The organism is Streptomyces griseoluteus (assembly GCF_004784465.1).
In the GTDB taxonomy this organism is placed as follows: Bacteria; Actinomycetota; Actinomycetes; order Streptomycetales; family Streptomycetaceae; genus Streptomyces; species Streptomyces griseoluteus.
In genome coordinates, this window is sequence record NZ_SRRU01000003.1 from 280,068 (window position 1) to 302,628 (window position 22,561).

At 70.6% G+C, this 22,561-nt stretch carries 22 protein-coding genes and 1 pseudogene; 14 read left to right on the forward strand and 9 right to left on the reverse strand.

The genetic code is table 11. From position 1 onward, the window contains the following. The first annotated feature begins 79 nt into the window (after positions 1-79). Positions 80-775, forward strand: a pseudogene (locus E5082_RS10090) (SDR family oxidoreductase). Between the two features lie 588 nt (positions 776-1,363). On the opposite strand, the gene E5082_RS10100 reads toward E5082_RS10090, so the two are convergent. The 4 genes from E5082_RS10100 to E5082_RS10115 all read right to left on the reverse strand — a co-directional run bounded on the left by E5082_RS10100 (position 1,364) and on the right by E5082_RS10115 (position 3,644). After that, positions 1,364-1,855, reverse strand: coding sequence for an RNA polymerase sigma factor (locus E5082_RS10100; RefSeq protein WP_135790942.1), 492 nt, complete (start codon positions 1,853-1,855; stop codon positions 1,364-1,366). A gap of 132 nt (positions 1,856-1,987) precedes the next feature. Continuing rightward, complete coding sequence (locus E5082_RS10105) at positions 1,988-2,608, reverse strand: class F sortase (protein ID WP_135790943.1); 621 nt, start codon at positions 2,606-2,608, stop codon at positions 1,988-1,990. Continuing rightward, positions 2,605-3,009, reverse strand: a complete 405-nt coding sequence (locus tag E5082_RS10110) for a Tat pathway signal sequence domain protein (RefSeq protein WP_135790944.1) — start codon at positions 3,007-3,009, stop codon at positions 2,605-2,607. Before E5082_RS10110 ends, E5082_RS10105 begins: the two co-directional genes overlap by 4 nt. 209 nt (positions 3,010-3,218) lie before the next feature. Next, complete coding sequence (locus E5082_RS10115; RefSeq protein ID WP_135790945.1) at positions 3,219-3,644, reverse strand: YjbQ family protein; 426 nt, start codon at positions 3,642-3,644, stop codon at positions 3,219-3,221. 121 nt (positions 3,645-3,765) lie between these two features. On the opposite strand from E5082_RS10115, the gene E5082_RS33675 reads away from it, so the two are divergent. The 5 genes from E5082_RS33675 (at position 3,766) to E5082_RS10135 (ending at position 7,857) form a co-directional block, all read left to right on the forward strand. Further along, the gene (locus E5082_RS33675) at positions 3,766-3,849 is read left to right on the forward strand and encodes a putative leader peptide (protein WP_343235472.1); all 84 of its coding nucleotides are present in this window, start codon (positions 3,766-3,768) and stop codon (positions 3,847-3,849) included. A gap of 143 nt (positions 3,850-3,992) precedes the next feature. Beyond that, positions 3,993-4,862, forward strand: coding sequence for an ABC transporter permease (locus E5082_RS10120; RefSeq protein ID WP_135790946.1), 870 nt, complete (start codon positions 3,993-3,995; stop codon positions 4,860-4,862). After that, positions 4,835-5,590, forward strand: a complete 756-nt coding sequence (locus E5082_RS10125; RefSeq protein WP_135790947.1) for an ABC transporter ATP-binding protein — start codon at positions 4,835-4,837, stop codon at positions 5,588-5,590. The genes E5082_RS10120 and E5082_RS10125 overlap by 28 nt, the downstream gene beginning before the upstream one ends. Positions 5,591-5,669: 79 nt before the next feature. Then, positions 5,670-6,683, forward strand: coding sequence for an ABC transporter substrate-binding protein (locus tag E5082_RS10130; protein ID WP_190045254.1), 1,014 nt, complete (start codon positions 5,670-5,672; stop codon positions 6,681-6,683). A gap of 16 nt (positions 6,684-6,699) precedes the next feature. After that, positions 6,700-7,857, forward strand: a complete 1,158-nt coding sequence (locus E5082_RS10135; RefSeq protein ID WP_135790949.1) for an LLM class flavin-dependent oxidoreductase — start codon at positions 6,700-6,702, stop codon at positions 7,855-7,857. A 39-nt stretch (positions 7,858-7,896) separates the two neighbouring features. On the opposite strand, the gene mltG is transcribed toward E5082_RS10135, so the two are convergent. Both mltG and E5082_RS10145 read right to left on the reverse strand, forming a co-directional pair. Next, a complete protein-coding gene (gene mltG / locus E5082_RS10140; protein WP_135790950.1) occupies positions 7,897-8,775 on the reverse strand; it encodes an endolytic transglycosylase MltG in 879 nt (292 codons plus the stop codon). A 43-nt stretch (positions 8,776-8,818) separates the two neighbouring features. Further along, entirely contained in the window at positions 8,819-10,660 is a 1,842-nt protein-coding gene (locus tag E5082_RS10145) for an ABC transporter ATP-binding protein (RefSeq protein ID WP_135790951.1), read from the reverse strand. A 114-nt stretch (positions 10,661-10,774) separates the two neighbouring features. Here E5082_RS10145 and E5082_RS10150 point away from each other — a divergent pair, with 114 nt between their 5' ends. The 5 genes from E5082_RS10150 to E5082_RS10170 all read left to right on the forward strand — a co-directional run bounded on the left by E5082_RS10150 (position 10,775) and on the right by E5082_RS10170 (position 16,088). Then, positions 10,775-11,221, forward strand: coding sequence for a MarR family winged helix-turn-helix transcriptional regulator (locus tag E5082_RS10150; RefSeq protein WP_135790952.1), 447 nt, complete (start codon positions 10,775-10,777; stop codon positions 11,219-11,221). Between the two features lie 208 nt (positions 11,222-11,429). Beyond that, positions 11,430-13,289, forward strand: a complete 1,860-nt coding sequence (locus E5082_RS10155; protein WP_135791215.1) for an ABC transporter transmembrane domain-containing protein — start codon at positions 11,430-11,432, stop codon at positions 13,287-13,289. After that, positions 13,286-15,067, forward strand: coding sequence for an ABC transporter ATP-binding protein (locus tag E5082_RS10160; protein WP_135790953.1), 1,782 nt, complete (start codon positions 13,286-13,288; stop codon positions 15,065-15,067). The genes E5082_RS10155 and E5082_RS10160 overlap by 4 nt, the downstream gene beginning before the upstream one ends. A 244-nt stretch (positions 15,068-15,311) precedes the next feature. Further along, positions 15,312-15,782 carry a DUF5709 domain-containing protein gene (locus E5082_RS10165; protein WP_135790954.1) on the forward strand — a complete coding sequence of 157 codons (471 nt, stop codon included), beginning with the start codon at positions 15,312-15,314 and terminating at the stop codon, positions 15,780-15,782. A 42-nt stretch (positions 15,783-15,824) separates the two neighbouring features. Further along, positions 15,825-16,088, forward strand: a complete 264-nt coding sequence (locus E5082_RS10170) for a type B 50S ribosomal protein L31 (protein ID WP_030803545.1) — start codon at positions 15,825-15,827, stop codon at positions 16,086-16,088. A gap of 17 nt (positions 16,089-16,105) precedes the next feature. Here E5082_RS10170 and E5082_RS10175 read toward each other — a convergent pair whose 3' ends face one another. Beyond that, positions 16,106-16,900, reverse strand: coding sequence for a metal-dependent hydrolase (locus E5082_RS10175; protein WP_135790955.1), 795 nt, complete (start codon positions 16,898-16,900; stop codon positions 16,106-16,108). A gap of 145 nt (positions 16,901-17,045) precedes the next feature. Between E5082_RS10175 and E5082_RS10180 the strand changes: the two genes are divergently transcribed. Further along, the gene (locus E5082_RS10180) at positions 17,046-19,559 is read left to right on the forward strand and encodes a DEAD/DEAH box helicase (RefSeq protein WP_167514024.1); all 2,514 of its coding nucleotides are present in this window, start codon (positions 17,046-17,048) and stop codon (positions 19,557-19,559) included. A gap of 19 nt (positions 19,560-19,578) precedes the next feature. Then, positions 19,579-20,445 (forward strand): acyl-CoA thioesterase, encoded by an 867-nt coding sequence (locus tag E5082_RS10185; RefSeq protein ID WP_135790957.1) that lies wholly within the window; start codon positions 19,579-19,581, stop codon positions 20,443-20,445. On the opposite strand, the gene E5082_RS10190 is transcribed toward E5082_RS10185, so the two are convergent. Then, positions 20,432-21,496, reverse strand: a complete 1,065-nt coding sequence (locus E5082_RS10190; RefSeq protein WP_229918787.1) for a DUF6397 family protein — start codon at positions 21,494-21,496, stop codon at positions 20,432-20,434. The genes E5082_RS10185 and E5082_RS10190 overlap by 14 nt on opposite strands. A 126-nt stretch (positions 21,497-21,622) precedes the next feature. After that, on the reverse strand, positions 21,623-22,036 hold the full coding sequence (locus tag E5082_RS10195; RefSeq protein WP_030803533.1) for a roadblock/LC7 domain-containing protein: 414 nt from the start codon (positions 22,034-22,036) through the stop codon (positions 21,623-21,625). A 92-nt stretch (positions 22,037-22,128) separates the two neighbouring features. Between E5082_RS10195 and E5082_RS10200 the strand changes: the two genes are divergently transcribed. Then, positions 22,129-22,557, forward strand: coding sequence for a PPOX class F420-dependent oxidoreductase (locus E5082_RS10200; protein WP_135790959.1), 429 nt, complete (start codon positions 22,129-22,131; stop codon positions 22,555-22,557). Positions 22,558-22,561 lie beyond the last annotated feature (4 nt).

Sequence of the window (22,561 nt, forward strand, 5' to 3'; positions counted from 1 at the left end):
ATAGACCCGTGCTTAGATTTCACTCATAATCTATTGCCGGAACGGGTGCCGACGGCGCCCTCCGCACCCAGGAGCGAGCATGGAACTGAAGAACGCGGTCGCGGTCGTCACCGGCGCCAACCGAGGCTTGGGGCGACACCTGGCGGCCCAGCTCGTCGAGCGCGGCGCGAAGGTGTACGCCGCGGCCCGACGCCCCGAGACGGTCGACGTGCCGGGCGCCGTCCCGCTGCGGCTGGACGTCACGGACGAGGCCTCGATACGGGAGGCCGCGCGCACGGCGTCCGACACGACACTGCTGATCAACAACGCGGGCATCTCCACCGGCGCGTCGCTGATCGGGGGCGAGACGGCTGAGGTCCGCCGGGAGATGGAGACCAACTTCTTCGGCCTGCTCGCCGCGACCCGGTCCTTCGTCCCCGTCATCGAGGGCAACGGCGGCGGCGCCGTGCTCAACGTCCTGTCCGTCCTGTCCTGGCTCCACCCGGCAGCGCTCGGCTCCTACGCCGCGTCCAAGGCCGCCTCCTGGGCGCTGACCGACGCCGTTCGCGACGAGTTGGCGCCCCGCGGCATCGCGGTCTCGGCGCTGCACGTCGGCTACATGGACACGGACATGGCCTCCGGTGTGCCCGCCGATCAGAAGGTCGCCGCCGCCGACGTCGCGGCCTAGGCCCTGCACGGCATCGAGACCGGCCGGCCCGAGATCCTCGCGGACGAGACCAGCCGGTACGTCAAGCAGAGCCTGTCCGCGGCACCTCGGCCGAACGCAGCGGCCTGACGGTTTCGGTGGGGCGCACGGTCGTCACGGCCGGCCCGTCGTGAGACGTGACGGACAGTGGGGCAGCCTCCGCCCCGCGCCGTAGTAGCAGGTCACCTCGCAGCGGACGTCGTGGCTCGGGAGCGCGTCGGGTTGGTCGACGGTGCCGCCGTGGGCGGGCGGGTGGTGGGGAGCAACGGCCGGCGCTCCGTAGGAGTGGACGAGGGGACGGCCGAGGGCGAGGCGGTGGCTGCCGGCGGACGGGCCGGCGCGGTCGGCGTACTGGCCGAGGAGCGGGCGTCGGGGCGTGGGGAGAGAGGCACGGGGGCGGACTCGGCCGGGGTCGGCCGGGTCGTGGGGCTGCTCGCGGGGGGCGGAGCGAGGGGGACCGTCCGAGGGGCGGGGTCCTGAAGTGCGCCGCGCAGGAAGGGCACGGCGAGTAGGGCGGCGACCGCGCAGGTCGCACTGGCTACGACAGCCGTGCGCAGGATGCGGCGGCGGGTCGCGCCGCGGCGGATCTCCTCGTACCGGCCCGGCGGGGGTGCGAGGTGTTCGTGCGGGGGCCGCATGACGAGGAGGGGGTCTTCGGGTTCGAAGTCCGGACCCTCGTCACTGAATGCGATCAAGGCTTCTCCTCAGGTGGGCGCGGAGCAGTTCACGGGCCGCGTGCAGGTCGGCCTTGACGGTCCCTTCCTTGCGCCCGGTCAGCACGGCCACCTCCCGGATCGGCAAGTCAGCGTAGTAGTGCAGGAGGGTCGGTATGCGCAGTCGTTCGGGGAGCGCCTGGACGAGCAGACGGACCGACGGGTCGTTCTGCTCGGTGGGCGGGAGGACGGATGCCTCCACGGTGGCGCGGCGCATGGCCCTGCGTTCGCGCTCCAGGCGGCGCCAGTGGTCGCGGACGATGTTGGCGGCCGTGACGTAGAGGAAGCCCCGGGGCTCCGACACTGACGTCCAGCGGGCCCAGAGGCGGGTGAACGCCTCCGAGGCGATCTCGTGGGCGGTCTCGTCGTCGTCAACCAGACGGCGGCACCAGCCGGCCAGGCGCGGGTAGAGAGCGGCGAACAGTTCTGCTGCCGCCTTCTCACGGGACCGTTTCAACACTCTCCTGGGGGTGGGGGTACTACTGGCGCCCGGCTGCGCGAGGCTACCCGTGGGGAAGACCCCGGACCGAGGCCGTACGCTCCACGGCGTACGTTCCGTCGGCCCGGGACCGAGGCGGGTGACGACCGGTCAGCGACGCGTGGTGTGCGACGCGGCGAAGACGATCACGTTGTCCAGATAGCCGTCGCCGGTACGGGGGCCGCCGCAGGTGATGAGTCGCAACTCTGGCCGGTCGACGTCCCCGTACACCGCCTCGGTAGGAAACTCGGCCTTGGCGACGGTCCGTACGGAGGTGACGGTGAACTCGGCCGAGGTGCCGTTCTCCAGGCGCACGGTGATCTCGTCGCCCCGGCGCAGCCGGTCGAGCCGGCGAAAGACGCCGTCCCCGTAGGGGCCGACCGTGACATGACCGAGGATCACCGACGGGCCGGTCTGTCCCGGCGCCGGGGAACTCCGGTACCAGCCCGCCTGGTCGCGCGCGGTGATCGGGGGCACCTGGACGCTGCCGTCCTGTGCCAGCCCGAGCCGCATGACCGGGGTGTCGACGCCGATCCCGGGAATCCGCAGGCGCACCGGGACCGAACCGCTTGGCGCGGCCGACGCATTCGACGAACCGGCGGAGGGGTGGGGTGTCACGTGCGTACCACGGGGGCGAGCGGCAGATGCCCCGTCACCGCCGTGCTCGGCGCAGCTCACGAGCAGCGAGGCCGCCGCCGCGGTGACGAACACGCGCCTGGAGAGGTGGGTCATGCCCCGGTCGCCCGTCGGCGGCGTACGAGGAAGACCACCGCGCCGCCCGCCGCGAGCGCACCGGCGGAACTGCCGCCGATCAGCATGCCGTCGGAGCCCGAGTCGGTGCCGGCGGAGCCGGTGGCCACGCCGGTGTCGGGCGCGCCACTCGGTACGACGCCGACCTGGCCGCGTCCCTCGCCCGGCGCGACGGACGGCACGGGGGTGGCCGCCCGGCCCGGCATCCGGGTGGGAACCGCACTCGGCTCCGCACTGGCCGGTGCGCTCGGCCGGGCCGACGGTGCGGAGCCGACGGGGCGGGGGGTGGGGGACGAGTTCGCCCCGGCGGCGAACGCGGGCACCGTGCTCGCCAGCACGGCGACGCACGCGGTTGCCGTGGCACTGAGGACTGTTCGGCGCATGTATCGCTCTCTTTCGTCGGCCGGTCCGGCGGGTGGCCGGGACGGCTGCGTGATGAATCGAGCGAAGAGACGAGACAGGCTCAGCAGGGGTTGTAAAGGATCGGCAAAGTCGCGTCAGCCACTGGCCCGGGCCGGCGGTCCCGTGAACCACGTCCGGTGCAACTCACCGGTGACGCGCACGCGTTCCCTCAGTTCAGGGCCGAAGCGAGTCACTGGCCGAGGAAGCTCAGCCGCACCTGACGGCTGGGGTTGTCCCTGTTGGTGTCCACCAGGCACACCGACTGCCACGTGCCCAGCTCCAGGCTGCCGCCGATGACGGGCAGCGTGGCGTGGGGCGGGACGATCGCCGGGAGGACGTGGTCGCGGCCGTGACCGGGGCTGCCGTGGCGGTGCTGCCAGCGGTCGTCGGCCGGGAGCAGGGTGTGCAGGGCGGTGAGCAGGTCGTCGTCGCTGCCGGCGCCGGTCTCGATGACGGCGACGCCGCAGGTCGCGTGGGGGACGAAGATGTTGAGCAGGCCGTCGCGGCCCGCCGCGACCTCGCCCAGGAAGTGTTCGCACTCCTGAGTGAGGTCCACGACCCGCTCACGGGACCCGGTGGCGACGTCGAGCACGCGCGTGGTGAAGGCATCTGACATGTCTCCATCCTCACCCACCGTTCACGCTTCACGCCTTCCGGCACGACTGTTCCCGACACTGGCAGTCCACTGACCGAGACACCGTTGACCGGCGAACGCCCGCCTGGCTACGTTCACCGGCATGTCGCGTTCAGCCCTGCTCACCACGCGCGGTCACATCGACCTGCTGCGGGTGGCCTCCGCCGCGTGTCGCCCCGGCCGCTGACGCCTTTCTCTCGTTCCACCTCCGCCCTTTCCCCGGGCCGCCTCGCGTTCCCCGCCCGCCGCACGTGACCCTCCGCTGAGCCGAGGGCGCCGTGGCGGTGACGGGCGCACCCTCGTTCCCGCTCTCCACCGTGTGGAGCACCCATGAGCATCAGCCATGCCCCACCGCATCCATCCGACGCGGCGGGCACCGCCAAGCCGCCCGCCTCCCCCACCCTGCAGCGCCTCGTCCCCGCCTCCTCCCGGCGCAGCCGGCTCCCCCGCTGGCTGCGCCGCACCACCGGCCCGCTCACCCTCCTCGTGCTGTGGCAAGTGCTCAGTTCAACCGGCGCGTTGGCACCCGATGTGCTCGCCTCCCCTGGACGGATAACCCAGGTCGCCGGTGACCTGATAGCCGACGGTTCGCTGCCCTCCGCGATGGGCATCTCCCTGCGCCGCGTCGCCGCCGGACTGGTCCTCGGCACCGTCGTCGGCACCGGACTCGCCCTGATATCCGGGCTGTTCCGCATCGGCGAGGATGTCGTCGACGCCCCTGTGCAGATGCTGCGCACGGTGCCGTTCGTGGGACTGATCCCGCTCTTCATCATCTGGTTCGGCATCGGTGAGACCCCCAAGATCGCCATCATCACGCTGGGCGTGACCTTCCCGCTCTACCTGAACGTCTACGCGGGCATTCGCGGTGTCGACACCCAACTCATCGAGGCGGGCGAATCTCTGGGGCTCTCCCGCTGGGGTCTGGTCCGTCATGTGGTGCTGCCGGGCGCCCTGCCCGGCGCACTCACCGGTCTGCGCTACTCCCTCGGCATCGCCTGGCTCGCGCTGGTCTTCGCCGAACAGGTCAACGCCGACTCCGGCATCGGCTTCCTGATGGTCCAGGCCCGCGACTTCCTGCGGACCGACGTGATCGTGGTCTGCCTCATCGTCTATGCCTTCCTCGGCCTCCTCGCCGACTTCATCGTCCGCTCCCTCGAAAGGCTGTTGCTGCGATGGCGACCGACGTTCACGGGCCGGTGAGCCCCGCGGCCACCCCGGTCGCCCAGGCCGTCCACGTCGAGGGGCTGACCCGTGCGTTCGACGGCCGCGCCGTCGTCGACGACCTCCATCTGGACCTCGCACCGGGCGAGTTCGTCGCCCTGCTCGGCCGCAGCGGTTGCGGCAAGTCCACGCTGCTCCGGGTGCTCGCCGGGCTCGACCGGGACATCGACGGCACGGTGATGGTCCCCCGCCGCCGCGGGGTCGCCTTCCAGGCACCCCGGCTCATGCCCTGGAAGCGGGTGTGGCGCAACGTCCTGCTGGGTCTGCCCGGCAAGCCCGAACGCGCCCTGGCTGAGCAGGCGTTGGAGGAGGTCGGGCTCGGCCACCGGGTGAACGCCTGGCCCAAGACCCTCTCCGGCGGCGAAGCCCAGCGCGTCTCCCTCGCACGTGCCCTGGTCCGCGAACCCGATCTCCTGCTGCTGGACGAGCCGTTCGGCGCGCTGGACGCGCTGACCCGCATCAACGCCCAGCGTCTTGTCGGCGAGTTGTGGCAGCGCCGGGGCTGCGCGGTCCTGCTCGTCACGCACGACGTGGAGGAGGCCGTACTGCTCGCCGACCGCGTCCTGGTGATGGACGGCGGCCGCATCGCGCACGAGCAGCGCGTCGAACTCGACCGGCCCCGCGAACTCACCGACCCCCGCTTCGCCGCGATCCGCGCCGATCTGCTGGGCCGCCTCGGTGTCACACCGGCGGCCCAAGCGGCCTGACCCTCCCTCGTTCGCTCGCCCCATGACCCTCGCATCGTGACCTCCCCACCATGACCTCCGCACCATGAACGGAACCTTCATGCGACGACTCCTGGTCCCCTCAGCGCTGCTCCTCCCTCTGGCCCTGCTGCTCACCTCCTGCGGTGGGGACTCCGCCGCCGACACGGGCGCGCGGATCGACGGCTCGGGCTCCGTCACCCTCTCCGTCGGCGACCAGAAGGGCGGCTCCGAGGCCATCCTGCGGGCCGCCGGGGAGCTGAAGAACCTGGACTACCGGATCAAGTGGTCGACCTTCACCTCCGGGCCGCCCCTACTGGAGGCGGTCAACGCCGGGGCCGTGGACGTCGGAGGCGTCGGCAACACCCCGCCCGTCTTCGCGGCGGGCGCCGGCTCCAAGATCTCGGTCGTGGCCGCCTGGCACGGCAGGTCCCGAGGCGACACCATCCTCGTCCGCAACGACTCCAAGCTGACCAGTCCGAAGCAGCTCAAGGGCAGGTCCGTGGCCGTCGCCCAGGGCTCCTCCGCCCACTACCAACTGGTCGCCTCCCTCGAAGCCGCCGGGCTCCACCTGAAGGACATCAAGGTGAAGTACCTTCAGCCGGCCGACGCGCTCGCCGCGTTCAACTCCGGCAAGGTCGACGCCTGGGCGGTCTGGGACCCGTACACCTCGCAGGTTCTCCAGGGCAAGCAGGGCCGGGTACTCACGACCGGCGACGGTGTCACCAACGGCCTCTCCTTCCAGGTCGCCTCGCCCGCCGCGCTGCGGAACCCCGAGAAGGCCGCCGCCGTCAAGGACTACCTGGCCCGGCTGCGGCGCGCGCAGGACTGGGTGCACGGCCACCAGGCGGAGTGGGCGAAGGTGTGGGCGAAGGACACCGGGCTGCCGTACGACGTGGCGCTCGCCTCCGTACGCCGTACCAACGCCACCCGTGTCGCCGTCGCCGTGGACAAGCCCCTGGTCGCCTCCGAGCAGCGGATCGCCGACACGTTCACCGAGCTGAACCTCATCCCGAAGAAGGTCGACTTCGGAGACTTCGTGGACGCGCGCTTCAACGGCGACCTGCCGCCCTCCACCACTCCGGCCAAGCACTGACACGGGAGGCCCCCTCATGACCGTACGACTCCACTGGTTCCTGCCGACCGGCGGCGACGGCCGCACCCTCCTCGACCGGCACGCCTACGGCTCCAACATCGGCCGCGAGACCCGCGGCCTGCGTACCCCCGACATCGAGTACCTGGCACAGATAGCCAAGGCGGCCGAGCAACTGGGCTTCGAGGCGGTGCTCACCCCGACCGGTACCTGGTGCGAGGACGCCTGGCTGACCACGGTGGCCCTCGCCCAGCACACCGAACGCCTGAAGTTCCTGGTCGCCTTCCGCCCCGGCCTTCTCTCGCCCACCCTGGCGGCGCAGATGGCCGCGACCTACCAGCGCCTCACCCGCGGACGGCTCCTGCTCAACGTCGTCACCGGCGGCGACTCCGCCGAACAGCGCCGCTTCGGCGACCACCTCGACCACGACCGGCGCTACGAACGCACCGGCGAGTTCCTGTCCGTCGTACGCGGCGTCTGGCAGGGCGAGCCGTATGACTTCCACGGCGCCCACTACGACGTGGACGGCGGCCTCACCTCCCTCCCGCCGGACCCGGTGCCGGAGATCTTCTTCGGCGGCTCCTCCCAGGCCGCTGGTCCAGTGGCCGCCCGCCACGCGGACGTGTATCTGACCTGGGGTGAGCCGCCGGCCCAGGTGAAGGAGAAGATCGACTGGATTCGGTCACTGGCCGAACGGGAGGGGCGCACGGTCCGGTTCGGCATCCGGCTGCACACCATCTCCCGCGACTCCTCCGCCGACGCCTGGTCGACGGCGAACCGGCTCCTCGACGACCTGGACTCCGACACCATCGCCGCCGCCCAGGCGGCCCTGGGACGCAGCGAGTCGGTCGGCCAGCGGCGGATGCTGGAACTGCACGGCGGCTCCCGCGACCAGTTGGAGATCTACCCCAACCTCTGGGCGGGCGTCGGACTGGTCCGGGGTGGCGCGGGCACCGCCCTGGTCGGCAGCCACGCGGAGGTCGCCGACCGGATCGAGGAGTATCACACCCTCGGCGTCGAACACTTCGTGCTCTCCGGATATCCGCACCTGGAGGAGGCGTACTGGTTCGGCGAGGGCGTGATCCCCGAACTGGCCGCCCGTGGGCTGCTGTCCCCCGACACCGCGTCCCGGGTCACCGGGCGCCGGGCCCCGCTCCTGGTCGCCCGCGGCCGCTGAGCCCTCCGGGCCGCGCTCACCCCTGGCCGCCCCGGCCGCTCACTGGGGCGGCGGGGTGACCGGACCGTGGCTTCCGGACCGCGTGCCCGGACGGGTCTCGGCCTTCTGCTGGGCATTGAAGTCGGCCACGTTCCGAAGATGTTGGGTGTAGTCAGCGGTGAAGCGTGTGTCGCCGGGCTTGACAGTGACGAAGTACAACCAGTCCCCCTTCGGCGGGTTGGTCACCGCCCGCATCGCGTCCTCACCGGGGTTGTCGATCGGCGTCGGCGGCAGCCCCATGCGCTGGTAGGAGTTGTACGGGCTCTCGATCCGGGTGTCGTTGATGCTGGTGTGGATGGTGTTGCGCTTCAGGGCGTAGTTGAGGGTCGAGTCCATCTGAAGCGGCATCCCGCGCTCCAGCCGGTTGAAGACGACGCGGGCCACCTTCCCCATGTCGCTCTTGGTGGCCGCCTCGGCCTGCACGATGCTCGCGACGGTGACCGCCTCGTAGACGTTCATCGCGTTCCGTTGCGCTCCGGCCGCGACCGGTGCGCCGTTGAACCTTCGGTTGGCCGTCTCGACCATCTGGCGGAGCAGCGATTCGGCGGTGGTGTCGTCGGTGAGGGTGTAGGTCGCCGGGAAGAGATAGCCCTCCGGGTTGCCGTCGGCAGCGGACTCCAGCTTGAGCCCCGCCGTGGCAACGGTCTTCTGGGCGCTGCCGGGCGGCAAGGCGAGCGCCTTGTCGATCGCGTCGTAGATCTGGCTCGCGCGCCAGCCCTCCGGGATGACCAGGGTGGTGGGTTCGTCGTCCCCGAATCCGCCCAGGCTCAGCGGCACCACCACGGCGGTGCCGGCCAGGACGGCGCCGACCCCGACGAGGGCGAGCCTGCCCCGGCGCGTCAGCCGCATCATGCTCCATGACCGAGTCTTCGTCTGCATGCGGGCACGGTAATACGCATATTGCCGTAAACCCGACATATCGTCAGCTTGTCGGCTCCTGATCGCCCGTCATGACGGCACGTCCGCCGCTGGGTTCGAGCTGAGCGTCCCGGCGCACGAGTGCCGCGTAGCGTCCGTCGCGCTCCAGCAGTTCGTCGTGCGTGCCCAGTTCGGCGACCCGGCCGGAGTCGAGGACGGCTATCTGGTCGGCGTCCCGGACGGTCGAGAGCCGGTGGGCGATGGTGATCGTGGTCCGGTCCGCCGACAGGGCGTCGATCGCATCCTGGACCGCCGCCTCCGTCCGGGTGTCGAGGGCGCTGGTCGCCTCGTCCAGGATGAGCACAGGCGGATCGCGCAGGATGGTGCGGGCGATGGCCAGACGCTGTTTCTCCCCACCGGAGAACCGGTGCCCCCGTTCGCCGACGATCGTCTCGTATCCGTCCGGCAGGGCGGTGATGTGGTCGTGGATCTGGGCGGCGCGGGCGGCCGCGTGCAGCTCGTCGTCGGTGGCGTCGGGCTTGGCGAAGCGGAGGTTGTCGGCGACGGAGGCGTGGAAGAGGTAGGTCTCCTGCGCGACGACGCCGACCGCGCGGGCGAGGGTGTCGAAGTCGAGGTCACGGACGTCCACCCCGTCCACGGTGACGCGGCCCCCGGTGACGTCGTACAGCCGGGGCACCAGGCAGCCGAACGTCGACTTGCCGGCACCGGTCGGCCCCACCACGGCGAGACTGCCCCCGGCGGGCACGGTGAGGTCGATGCCGTCGAGGACCGGGCCGCTCTTGTCGTCGTACCGGAACTCGACCCCCTCGAAGCGGACCTCACCCTTGACCTCGCCCAGGTGGACGGGGTCCTCGCGCTCGGTGATGTCTATGGGCAGGTCGAGGTACTCGAAGATGCGCTGGAAGAGCGCGAGGGACGTCTGGATCTGGACGCCGGTGGACAGCAGGCTCACCGCAGGCCGGAACAAGCCCTGCTGCAGCGAGACGAAGGCGACCAGCGTGCCCAGCGAGACCTCCGGACCGCCGAACTGGAGGGCCAGACCCGCGGCCCAGTAGATGAACGCGGGCATCGCCGCCATGACGATGGTGATCACAGCCATGCGCCAGCGGCCCGCCATGCTCGCCCTGACCTCCAGATCGACCAGGCGCTCGGACTCTTCGGCGAAGCCGGCGGTCAGCGAGTCGGAGCGGCCCATGGTGCGGCCGAGCAGGATGCCGCTGACCGACAGCGACTCGGTGACGGTGGCGGCCATGACGGCCATCTGTTTCTGCCGCCGGGTGGTGATCTTCTTGCGCTCGTCCCCGACCCGGCGGCTGACCCACACGAACACCGGGAGCAGGACCAGCGAGACGAGCGTGAGCCGCCAGTCGAGGGCGACCATCGCCACGATCGTGGCGACCACGCTGGTGGTATTGGAGACGAGAGAGGTGGCGGTGGAGGTGACGGTCGCCTGCATCCCGCCGATGTCGTTGGCGATGCGGGACTGCACCTCGCCGGTGCGGGTGCGGGTGAAGAAGGCGAGGGACATCCGCTGAAGGCGGCCGTAGACGGCGGTGCGCAGGTCGTGCATGACGCGCTGGCCGACCGTGGTCGAGATCAACGTCTGGAGGACGCCGAAGACGCTGGAGAGGACCGCGCTCAGAATCATGCCGAGCGCGAGCAGGCTCAACAGTCCGGTGCGGCCCTGCGGGATCGCTACGTCGAGGATCTCGCGCAGGAGGAAGGGTGTGGCCACCGAGACGAGCGAGGAGGCGCCGACCAGCAGGCCGACGACGGCGAGCCGGCCACGGTAGGGACGGAAGAGCTTGAGGATGCGGCGCACCTGCCGGGGTTGCTCCCCGGTGTCGGGTGGCGGCGTCCAGGACGTTTCTCGTTCGAGGTTCAAAGGACTCCTAGGAAAGCGAGAAGGGCCGGACCGACGACGGCCGACTCTGGTTCATTGAGCATAGCTCATTGTTACCTTCACTCACAATGAATGGCGTCCTGATATTGTTCCCACATGTCGACCCCAGATCCCGAGGGCGTGCTCGCCGAGCAGTTGCTGCGGCTGACCCGCCGGGTGCACCGCATCCAGAAGCGCCACCTCGAATGGCGTGATCTCGGCGTCACTCCCGCTCAGTCCCGCCTGCTGCGCACCCTCGCGCACTACGACTCGCCGCCACGCATGGCCGACCTCGCCCAGCGCCTCGAAGTGGTGCCGCGTGCGGTGACGACCCTGGTCGACGGCCTGGAGGCACACGGCAAGGTCCGCCGGGTGCCGGACCCCTCCAACCGCAGGGTCACCCGGATCGAGCTGACGGACGAGGGTCGCGCCACCCTGAGCGAACTGCACGGAGCACGCCGTTCCGCGGCCGAGGAGATCCTCGCCCCCCTGACCGAGAAGGAGCGGCAGGTGCTCGGTGTCCTGCTGGACACCCTGGTCGACGGCGACACCCCGACGCGGTGAATCCTCCGCCCGGCTCCCCCGCCATCCGCCCGGCGTCGGACCGGGCGTAGCGGGGCGGCGGGGCGTGGCCGGAACTCGGTGCGGGTCGGGCCACACCGGAAAAACCGTTTGAAATTCACCTCCGCGCAAGGCGAACCTTTCACGGCTTGCCGCCGCCTCCGGGTGTCGTCGCAGCATGCCCTTCCCTGACACGAGCCACTGGGACGCCATGCAGATCCAAGACCTTCCGTACTCAGATCCAGGCGTACCCGACGCGCGGTCCGGCCCCCGCCTGCTGTGGTGGCTCGGCCGCAATCAGCTGGGCGGCCAGTGCAGGGCACTGCTGTGGGGCATGCTCCACTTCGCCTCGGTCTGCGCCTTGCCCTTCTGCGTCGGCCTGGCCGTTCAGGCGGCCGTCGACCGATCCGCCCGCCGACTCGCCCTGACGGGCGGCCTGATGCTGCTGTGCGGAACCGCGATCGCGGTGGGCGACACCTTCCTGCACCGCGCCGCCGTCACCAACTGGATCACGGCGGCCGCGCGGCTCCAGCAGCTCCTGGCGCGCAAGGCCGCTTACCTCGGCTCCGCCCTGACCCGACGGGTCGCGGCCGGCGAAGTGGTCACCGTTTCAACAGGTGACGTGGAGAAGCTCGGATGGTTCGTCGAGGCGGTGTCCCGCTTCACCGCGGCCGCGCTGACGGTCGCGGTGGTCTGCGTCGCACTGCTGATCTACCAGCCGGCCCTCGGCGTCGTTGTCGCCGTGGGCCTGCCGGTGGTCGCGCTCGCGGTGCTTCCGCTGCTGCCCAGGGCCACCAGCCGCGCCGACGTTCAGCGCGAGAAGGCCGGTCGCGCGACCGAACTGGCCTCGGACACCGTGGCCGGACTGCGGGTGCTGCGGGGCATCGGCGGCGAGGACCTGTTCCTCGACCGCTACCGCCGCGCCTCGCAGGAGGTACGCCACGCCGCCGTGCGCAGCGCCCGGATGTGGTCGGTCATCTCGGCCCTTCAAGTGTTGCTGCCGGGTCTGCTGTTGATCGTGGTCGTCCTGCGCGGCGTCCAACTGGCCCGCGAGGGCCGCATCACGGTCGGTGAGCTGGTCACCGTCTACAGCGCGGTCATGATCGTGAACTATCCGCTGCGGCACTTCGTGGAGATCGCCATGGCGTACTCCTTCTCCCGGCCCTCCGCCCAACGGGCCGCGCGGGTGCTGTCGTTGGAACGCCTCACGGACACCGAGGGCTCGCGCGCGGCCGAGCTGCCGGGCGGCGACCTGTTCGATCCGGCTACCGGTTTGCGCGTCTCCGCGCATGGATTCACCGCAGTGGTGTGCGGTGACCCCGACATGGCAGGGCGCCTCGCGGATCGCCTGGGCGGGCACGCCCCCGAGCCCGGTCTGTCGGTCCTGCTCGGCGGCGTGCCGCTGGACGAGCTTTCTCTGGACCAGGCCCGCACCGCCGTCCTGGTCCAGGACAAGGACCCGGTGCTGCTGTCCGGCACCCTGCGGGAACTGCTCGATGTGCCCGCCTCCGGCACCGTCCGCGCCGAGGACGCCCTGAGGGCGGCCCAGTGCGCGGACGTGCTGGAGGCCCTGGTGCAAGGGTCGCTGGACGCGTCCGACCCGATGGACGCACAGATCACCGAGCGCGGACGCTCCCTGTCCGGCGGCCAGCGCCAGCGTCTCGCCCTGGCCCGCTCCCTCGTCGCCGATCCGGAGGTCCTGGTCCTGGACGAACCGACCTCCGCCGTGGACTCGCACACCGAGGCGAGGATCGCGGACGGGCTGCGCCGGCTGCGCTCGGGCCGTACGACCGTGGTGCTCACCTCCTCACCGTTGCTGCTGGACCGCGCCGACGAGGTCGTCTTCCTCCACGAGGGCGCGGTCGCGGCGACCGGCAAGCATCGCGAGCTGATCGGTACCGAACCCCGGTACCGCGCCGTCGTGACGCGCGAGACCGAGGCCGAGCAGCGCGAGTCAGGCGCCATGGAAACCGCAGCCCCGCCTCCCCCGCCGGAACGACCGGCCACCTCCGACGGAGCCCCTCTCCCGGGCGCTCTCGAACCGCTCGAAGAGATCGAGGAGAGCGCATGATCGGCGTAGCGCCACCGGCCTACGACCCGGCGGCCCCGACGACCGCCACCACCCTGCCCGTCGGCGCGGCGTCGACCGTGCGCGCCTATGTGGCGGAGCTGTTCCGCCGTCATCGTCGGGCCTTCCTGCTGCTCATCGGCGTCAACACCGTCGCGGTCGTGGCGTCCATGGTGGGTCCGTACCTGCTCGGCGGCTTGGTCGAGCGCGTCGCCGACCGGGCTTCCGATCTCCGGCTGGGTCTGACCGTGGGTCTCTTCGTGCTCGCGTCGGCCGTGCAGGCGCTCTTCACGCTGCAAGTGCGGCTGCGCGGCGCGATGCTCGGGGAGCAGATGCTGGCCGATCTGCGCGAGGACTTCCTCGTCCGTTCGGTCCGGCTGCCACCGGGTGTGCTGGAACGGGCCGGGACGGGCGACCTGCTCTCCCGCATCACGACCGACATCGACCGTCTCTCCAACGCCATGCGGGAGGCCGTTCCCGAGCTGGCGATCGGTGTCGTGTGGGCGCTTCTGCTGCTCGGCGGCCTCGTCGTCACGGCCCCGCCGCTCGCGGCCGCCGTCCTGCTTGCGGTGCCGGTGCTGGTGGCCGGGTGCCGTTGGTACTTCAAGCGCGCCCCCTCCGGCTATCGCTCGGAGGCCGCCGGATACGCGGCCGTCGCCGCGTCGCTCGCCGAGACCGTGGACGCCGGCCGCACCATCGAGGCCCACCGCCTCGGCGCCCGCCGCGTCGCTCTCTCGGACCGGCGAATCAGGGAATGGACCGCGTGGGAGCAGTACACACTGTGGCTGCGCTCGGTGTTGTTTCCCGTGATCAACGCCGTTCACATCATCGTGCTGGGTTCCGTCCTCATGGTCGGCGGGGTCTTCGTCCTGCGGGGCTGGATGGACGTGGGACAGCTCACCACGGGCGCGCTGATCGCCCAGATGCTGGTCGACCCGATCAATCTCATCCTGCGCTGGTACGACGAGGTGCAGGTCGCCCAGGTGTCGCTGGCCCGGCTCGTCGGCGTACGGGACATCGAGCCGGACGCCGGTGACGCGTCGCTGGTGCCGGACGGGCGGGACGTGGACGCCGGCCGGGTGCGCTTCGGCTACCGCGAGGGCGTCGACGTGCTGCGCGATGTCTCCCTCCAGGTCGCGCCGGGCACCCGGCTGGCGCTGGTCGGCCCCTCGGGCGCGGGCAAGTCCACGCTGGGCAGGTTGCTCGCCGGTGTCTACGCACCTCGGGACGGCCATGTCACCCTGGGCGGCGCCGAGCTGTCCGGGATGCCGGCCGAACGGGTCCGTTCGCATGTCGCCCTTGTCAACCAGGAGCACCACGTCTTCGTCGGTTCCCTGCGGGACAACCTTCTGCTGGCCCGCACCGAGGCACGCGACGCCGAGCTGTGGGCGGCACTGGGCGCGGTCGACGCGGACACCTGGGCGCGTGCGCTGGACGGGGGGCTGGACACCGAGGTCGGATCCGGTGGTCTGCCGCTGACCCCGGCACAGGCCCAGCAGATCGCGCTCGCCAGGCTGGTGCTGGCCGACCCGCACACGCTGGTGCTGGACGAGGCGACCTCGCTCCTCGATCCGCGCGCCGCCCGACACCTGGAGCGTTCGCTGTCCCGTGTCCTAGACGGGCGCACGGTGGTCGCCATCGCCCACCGCCTGCACACCGCCCATGACGCCGATGTGATCGCGGTCGTCGAGAACGGCCGCATCAGCGAGCTGGGCAGCCATGACGACCTGGTCGCGGCGGACGGACCCTATGCGGCGCTCTGGCGTTCCTGGCACGGGTGAGGGCCGGTCCACCAGACCATGACGGAACCAGGTGGCGCGGCGGGTCGGCGGCCGCCTCTCGCCCGCTACCCAGCGTTGCCGTTGCGCGGTCCCGAATGGGGGTGGAAGGCTGGACGAAGGCACCGGGCCCGGACTCCGGAGGGACGTTTTCCCGGTCGTTCCACGGGACAGCAGGGCCGTGTGTGCCGATGGGCCCGCGCCCGTTCTCACAGCGTCGGGTACTGCTTACCGGATGGAGGTCCACGTGAACAGCGCCGACGGATGGGGTGACGACGTCTATCAGCCCGACCCCGACGAGATCCCGGAGGACTCGGGGGTGCTCGACGTCGAGGGCACGTTGGACGGCGACGGTGTCAATGATCCCCTCGACCGGGGCTGGTCCCCTCCCGAGCGGCCGTGGGCGGTCGAGCACACCGGGGTGACGGCGGCGGAACGCGAGGCCGGCGAAACGCTCGACCAGCGACTCGCCGAGGAGGTGCCCGATTCGGCCACCCCCGACGGCGACGGCCTCGGCGACTGCGAGGACACCGATGGCGAAGTGCTCGACAACGAGGTCGGCCTCCGCCGTTCCGGCCGCCTGGTCGCTCCCGACGAGGGCGTGCACGAGGACGCCGAGAGTGCGCTCGTGGCCACCGACGTCGGCATCGACGGCGCCGCCGCCTCCTCCGAGGAGGCCGCCGTCCACATCGTCGACGAGAACCCCCTTCCCGGCTGATCCGGAAGCCTCCCGACCCGCCCACTCGTGCGAGGAGCCGCCATGCAGCAGGACAAGCAGCCCGCCTACCGCCCGGTCGTCTTCCGCGACCGCTCGGCGGGCTACGCCTTCCTCACCCGGTCCACCGCGAGCAGCGAGCAGACCATCGAGTGGGACGACGGCGAGACATACCCGGTGATCGACGTGGAGATCTCCTCGGAGAGCCACCCCTTCTACACCGGCAAGGCCCGCACGCTGGACAGCGAGGGCCGCATCGACCGGTTCGAACGCCGGTACGGCGGGCAGCGCCCGGACGCGAGCGCCTGACGAACTTGGCCGGGGCCTCAGATGAAGTTGAGCGCCGCCGCGCCGCCCACCCCGCCGAGCACCATGAACGCGGGCATCAGCACCCGCAGCTCGACCCAGCTCCCCGCCCGGAAGCGCAGCACTTTCGGCGGTCCGACCGGGTACCAGCGCTTGCGGCCGACGGGGATGGGCCACAGGACGGGGCAGCCGGAGACGGTCAGCGCGTCCCCGATGTCGTGGACCAGGGCGCCCAGCACGACCGGCAGACCCAGCCACATGTACGCCTGGCCCGGATCGCTGAACAGCCAGTCGGCGCCCTGGCCCGGTCTGTCCAGCATCCCCGCCAGAATCCAGGCGCTGGTCGCAGCGAGCAGCCACACCAGCACATCGCTGCTGGAACCACGCGCGGCCCGCCACAGCAGGCCCTCGATGGCCAGCACCATGTGCACGAACAGGATGGCCAGGACGCCCCAGCGGCCACAGGTGACCGCCACGGCAGAACTGCCCACGCCGATCAGGACCGCCCACAGCCAGGTGTGCGTGAGGGTGCGGTGCCCGCCCGTGCGGCGCGCGTCGCCCGGCTTCCGGGTGGCCTTGTAGACGGCGTACGACAGTTTGTCGACGATCTCGCAGATCCAGCGGGACACCGGTCCGAAGGCCCGCGAGATGGTGGCCGCCTTGTGGTCCAGATCGGGGGCGAGCGCGGCACCCGCACAGACCAGGGCACCCACCAGCAGGACCGGCCAGGGCATCGGGTACCCGAAGGCGGCGGCCGCCGCTCCGACACCGAGCCAGGCCGCGGCCCCCGACAGTGAGTGTGCTGGTCCCATCATGGCCGCGTCCCGCCCCATTCTTGGTGTGCCGCTGTCCAGTTGACCTGCGGTGCTGATGATCCGTCGGCGACACAGCGTAGCCTCCATGATCTTGACGCCCGCAGCCGATTCCCCGGTTGACGGCATGGGCAGGCAAGATGGGGGCGTGACCCTCATCGATCAGCTCCCGCGGACCGCCGACCCCGACGCCCTGTACGAAAACTTCGAGTCGTGGGCCCAGGATCGCGGCCTCACCCTCTATCCCCACCAGGAAGAGGCGCTGATCGAGGTGGTGTCCGGGGCTAACGTGATCGTCTCGACGCCCACCGGTTCCGGCAAGAGCATGATCGCCGCCGGCGCGCACTTCGCGGCGCTGGCCCGCGACGAGGTCACCTTCTACACCGCTCCGATCAAGGCCCTGGTGTCGGAGAAGTTCTTCGAACTGTGCAAGATCTTCGGCACCGAGAACGTGGGCATGCTGACCGGCGACGCCTCCGTGAACGCCGACGCGCCCGTGATCTGCTGCACGGCCGAGGTGCTGGCGTCCATCGCGCTGCGGGACGGCAAGGACGCGGACATCGGCCAGGTCGTGATGGACGAGTTCCACTTCTACGCGGAGGGCGACCGGGGGTGGGCCTGGCAGATTCCGCTGCTGGAGCTGCCCCAGGCACAGTTCATCCTGATGTCGGCCACGCTCGGTGACGTGTCCTTCTTCGAGAAGGACCTCACCCGCCGCACCGGGCGCCCCACCGCTGTCGTCCGTTCGGCCACCCGCCCGGTGCCGCTCTCCTACGAGTACCGGCTCACTCCCCTCACCGAGACGCTCACCGAGCTGCTGGAGACCCGGCAGGCTCCGGTGTACATCGTGCACTTCACGCAGGCGCAGGCCGTGGAACGGGCGCAGGCGTTGATGAGCATCAACATGTGCACCCGTGAGGAGAAGGACCGGATCGCCGAGCTGATCGGCAACTTCCGCTTCACCACCAAGTTCGGCCAGAACCTCTCCCGGTACGTACGGCACGGCATCGGCGTCCACCACGCCGGCATGCTGCCCAAGTACCGGCGCCTGGTGGAGAAGCTGGCCCAGGCTGGTCTGCTGAAGGTCATCTGCGGCACGGACACCCTCGGTGTCGGCGTCAACGTGCCCATCCGCACCGTGCTTTTCACCGCCCTGACCAAGTACGACGGCAACCGGGTCCGCACGCTGCGGGCCCGCGAGTTCCACCAGATCGCGGGACGGGCCGGCCGCGCCGGCTTCGACACCGCCGGACTCGTCGTCGCGCAGGCCCCCGAGCACGTCATCGAGAACGAGAAGGCCCTCGCCAAGGCGGGGGACGACGCGAAGAAGCGCCGCAAGGTGGTGCGCAAGAAGGCTCCGGAGGGCTTCGTCGGCTGGACGGAGAACACCTTCGAGAAGCTGATCGCGTCCGAGCCCGAGCCGCTGACCTCGCGGTTCCGGGTGACGCACACCATGCTGCTGTCGGTGATCGCCCGGCCGGGCAACGCCTTCGAGGCGATGCGCCATCTGCTGGAGGACAACCACGAGCCGCGCAAGCAGCAGCTCCGCCACATCCGCCGCGCGATCGCCATCTACCGCTCGCTGCTGGACGGCGGCATCGTCGAGAAGCTCGACAAGCCGGACGCCGAGGGCCGCATCGTCCGTCTCACCGTGGATCTCCAGCAGGACTTCGCGCTCAACCAGCCGCTGTCCACCTTCGCGCTCGCGGCCTTCGAACTCCTCGACCCCGAGTCGCCGTCCTACGCCCTCGACATGGTGTCCGTCGTCGAGTCCACCCTGGACGACCCGCGTCAGATCCTCGCCGCCCAGCAGAACAAGGCGCGCGGTGAGGCCGTGGCCCTGATGAAGGCGGACGGTGTCGAGTACGAGGAGCGCATGGAGCGGCTCCAGGACATCAGCTACCCCAAGCCGATGGAAGAGCTGCTCTTCCACGCCTACGACACCTACCGCAAGAGCCACCCCTGGGTCGGCGACCACCCGCTGTCGCCGAAGTCGGTCGTCCGCGACATGTACGAGCGCGCCCTGTCCTTCACGGAGCTGGTCTCGCTCTACGAGCTGGCCCGCACCGAGGGCATCGTGCTGCGCTACCTCGCCAGCGCCTACAAGACCCTCGACCACACCATCCCGGACGACCTGAAGTCCGAGGACCTCCAGGACCTCATCGAATGGCTCGGTGAGATGGTCCGCCAGGTCGACTCCAGCCTCCTGGACGAGTGGGAGCAGCTCGCCAACCCGGAGGTGATGACCGCCGAGGAGGCTCAGGAGAAGGCCGACGAGGTGAAGCCGGTCACCACCAACGCTCGCGCCTTCCGCGTGCTGGTCCGCAACGCTCTCTTCCGCCGCGTGGAGCTGGCCGCTCTCGACCAGGTCGACGAACTCGGCGAGCTGGACGCCGACTCCGGCTGGGACGCGGACGCGTGGGGCGAGGCCATGGACAAGTACTGGGACGAGTACGAGGACCTCGGCACCGGTCCCGACGCCCGCGGCCCCAAGCTGCTGGTGATCAAGGAGGAGCCGCAGGCCAAGCTGTGGCGCGTCCGTCAGATCTTCGACGACCCGAATGGTGACCACGACTGGGGCATCAGCGCGGAAGTCGATCTCGCCGCATCCGACGCGGAGGGCCGTGCGGTCGTCCGTGTCACCGATGTCGGTCAGTTGTGAGCACAGGAGAAACCCACCGATGACGAATCCGGCCGAGAGCCTGGTCGATCTGCTCGACCTGGAGCAGATCGAGGTCAACATCTTCCGCGGCCGCAGCCCGCAGGAGTCCCTCCAGAGGGTCTTCGGCGGCCAGGTGGCGGGCCAGGCGCTGGTCGCGGCGGGGCGCACCACGGAAGGCGACCGTCCCGTGCACTCGCTGCACGCGTACTTCCTGCGTCCGGGCCGGCCGGGCGTGCCGATCGTGTACCAGGTGGAGCGGGTCCGTGACGGACGCTCCTTCACCACGCGCCGGGTCACGGCCGTGCAGCAGGGCCGCACGATCTTCAATCTGACCGCCTCCTTTCACAAGCCTGAGGAAGGACCGTTCGAGCACCAGCTGCCGCCCGCCCGTGAGGTGCCGGACCCGGAGTCCCTGCCGCCCGTGGCCGAGGAGATCCGGAAGCATCTGGGCGCGCTCCCGGAGCAGTTGGAGCTGATGGCGCGCCGCCAGCCCTTCGACATCCGTTATGTCGACCGGCTGCGCTGGAACGCGGACGACATCGACGGTGCCGAACCGCGTAGTGCGGTATGGATGCGCGCGGTCGGTCCGCTCGGCGACGACCCGCTGATCCACACCTGCGCGCTGACCTACGCGAGCGACATGACCCTGCTCGACGCGGTCCGCATCCCGGTCGAGCCGCTGTGGGGTCAGCGGAACTTCGACATGGCGTCGCTGGACCACGCCATGTGGTTCCACCGTCCGTTCCGCGCCGACGAGTGGTTCCTGTACGACCAGGAGTCCCCGATCGCCATCGGCGGCCGCGGCCTGGCCCGCGGGCGCATCTACGACGTGCACGGGCAACTGCTCGTATCGGTCGTCCAGGAGGGCCTGTTCAGGTCCCTCTAGTGCGATCGCCGGCCGGGGGGCTCCAGGGGCTTCCGCGACGCAGCCAGGTCAGCAGCCCTCGGGGCGGTCGCGCTCTGGTGACATCGGGCCCGTGGCCGCTTCTTGGCAGCGGCGCGGAGACCGGGATGTCGGAGCATGCTCGCGCCGTGGCGATGTCGACCGGTGCAGCCGGGGCGGAAGGTCGCGGTACCGGCAGTGTGGGCACTCGTCGTACGCGCGGTCGTCGCGCGGCATGATCCCGCCGGCTCGGCACTGGTGAGGGCGCGGGCCACGGTGCCCGTGTCGCTTCCAGCTGTCGTACGAGATCCGCACTCAGCCACGCGATCTCGTCCGCGTCCTGCGCGGTCATGATCTGCTCGCCGAGCAGCGCGGAAGGTGATCCGGGGGCGCCGTGCTCGGGCAGGTTCGGCCTCGCGCGGTCCAACCTGGCCCGCTCATAAGGGACCTTGACGATGTCCGCGATCTCCTCGCTCGGCAGGAAGGCGGCAATGGCTCCGGCTCGCGCCCACGGGTCGTCGGCCTGCCGCAGCAGGAAACCGAGGTGACGTCCACGCCAGTTCCTCGGGCGCAGGTCGAGCCCGGCAGTGAGCTGGCTCCTGAGTGTCTCGGGCGTCCTGCCCGTGATCAGATCGGCGTGCTCACCGTTCGCCACGAACTCCCGCAGTTCCTCGGCCAGATACAGCCACACCACGGCTCGGTACCGGTTCAGGTAGAAGCGCACCGGCACCAGCAGTCCCAGCCGGGCGAGCCTGGCGAACCTGCCTTCGGAGACGCCCATGAGGGAGGCGCCCTCCTTGGTGCCCACGACCCTCACCCGCTCGCGAAGCGTCTGGGGAAAACCGGGCTGCGCCTGGAGGCGGGCGATCTCGGTCCGGGCGACTCGTCGGCCGCCGCTTGCCCCGCCGGACACGATGCGGATGCGGCCCAGCTCGATGGCCAGGTCGAACTCGTAGCGCTGGAGGCCCAGTTCCCGGGCCGCGCGGCTCGGTGCGCAGAGCGCGGGGCGCTCCGGGGTCAGGGTGGTCACGGATGCGATGGTGGTTCCCGACATGGCTCTGCTCCCCCGTGGAGTGGTCGGCTCCCGCCCTGCGCGTTCGCCGTGCACACACCGTAGCCATATCAGCGCACTCCGTGTCGGACCTGTGCATAACCTTCCGTAATCCCGTGAATCCGCAGGTCAGAGTTCGGAGACCGGAGAGTGTTCGGGCTGCCGGGCGTTCACCCCGAGGTGTTCGCCGACACGGTTCACCAGCAACGTCATCTCGTAGGCGATCTGACCGATGTCCGCCTCCGCACCGCTGAGCAGGCACAGGCAACTGCTGGGTCCGGCCGCGGTGACGAAGAGTACGGCGTCGTCGTACTCGATCATGGTCTGCCGGACGCGGCCCGCACCGAAGTGGCGGCCCGATCCCTTTGCCAGGCTGTGCAGTCCGGAGGAGACGGCCGCCAGATGCTCCGCGTCCTCGCGCCGTAGTCCGGTGCTCGCCCCGGTGACCAGTCCGTCGTTCGAGAGCACCAGCGCGTGCCGCACGTGGTCCACGCGCTGGGTGAGATCGTCCAGGAGCCAGCCCAGTCCCTGGTTCTGCGCCATGTTCGTTCTCCCCGTGTGGCCTCTCCCCCTGGCTGGAGGAGCTTTCCGCAAGCCTTCCCCACCTCCGGCGTCCGGGCAAGCAGGATGGGCTCATGGCACACAAGATGACCGACGAGGAATGGCGGGCGTTCGTCTCCCAGGGCACCCGAACCGGCAAGCTGGCGACCGTAAGGGCCGATGGAAGCCCTCATATCGCCCCGATCTGGTTCCTGCTCGACGGTGACGATCTGGTCTTCAACACCGGTGAGGAGACAGTGAAAGGGCGCAATCTCGCCCGTGACCCGCGGGTCGCGCTCTGCGTGGACGACGACCGGCCGCCGTTCTCGTTCGTGGTGCTGAACGGACAGGCCCGGTTGTCCGAGGATCTGGACGAGATCCGCCGGTGGGCCACCCGGATCGCCGCGCGGTACATGGGCCAGGACCGCGCCGAGGAGTTCGGCGCCCGCAACGGCGTTCCGGGTGAGCTGCTGGTGCGAGTGCACATCGACCATGTGGTGGCCGTGCAGGACCTCGCGGACTGAGGCG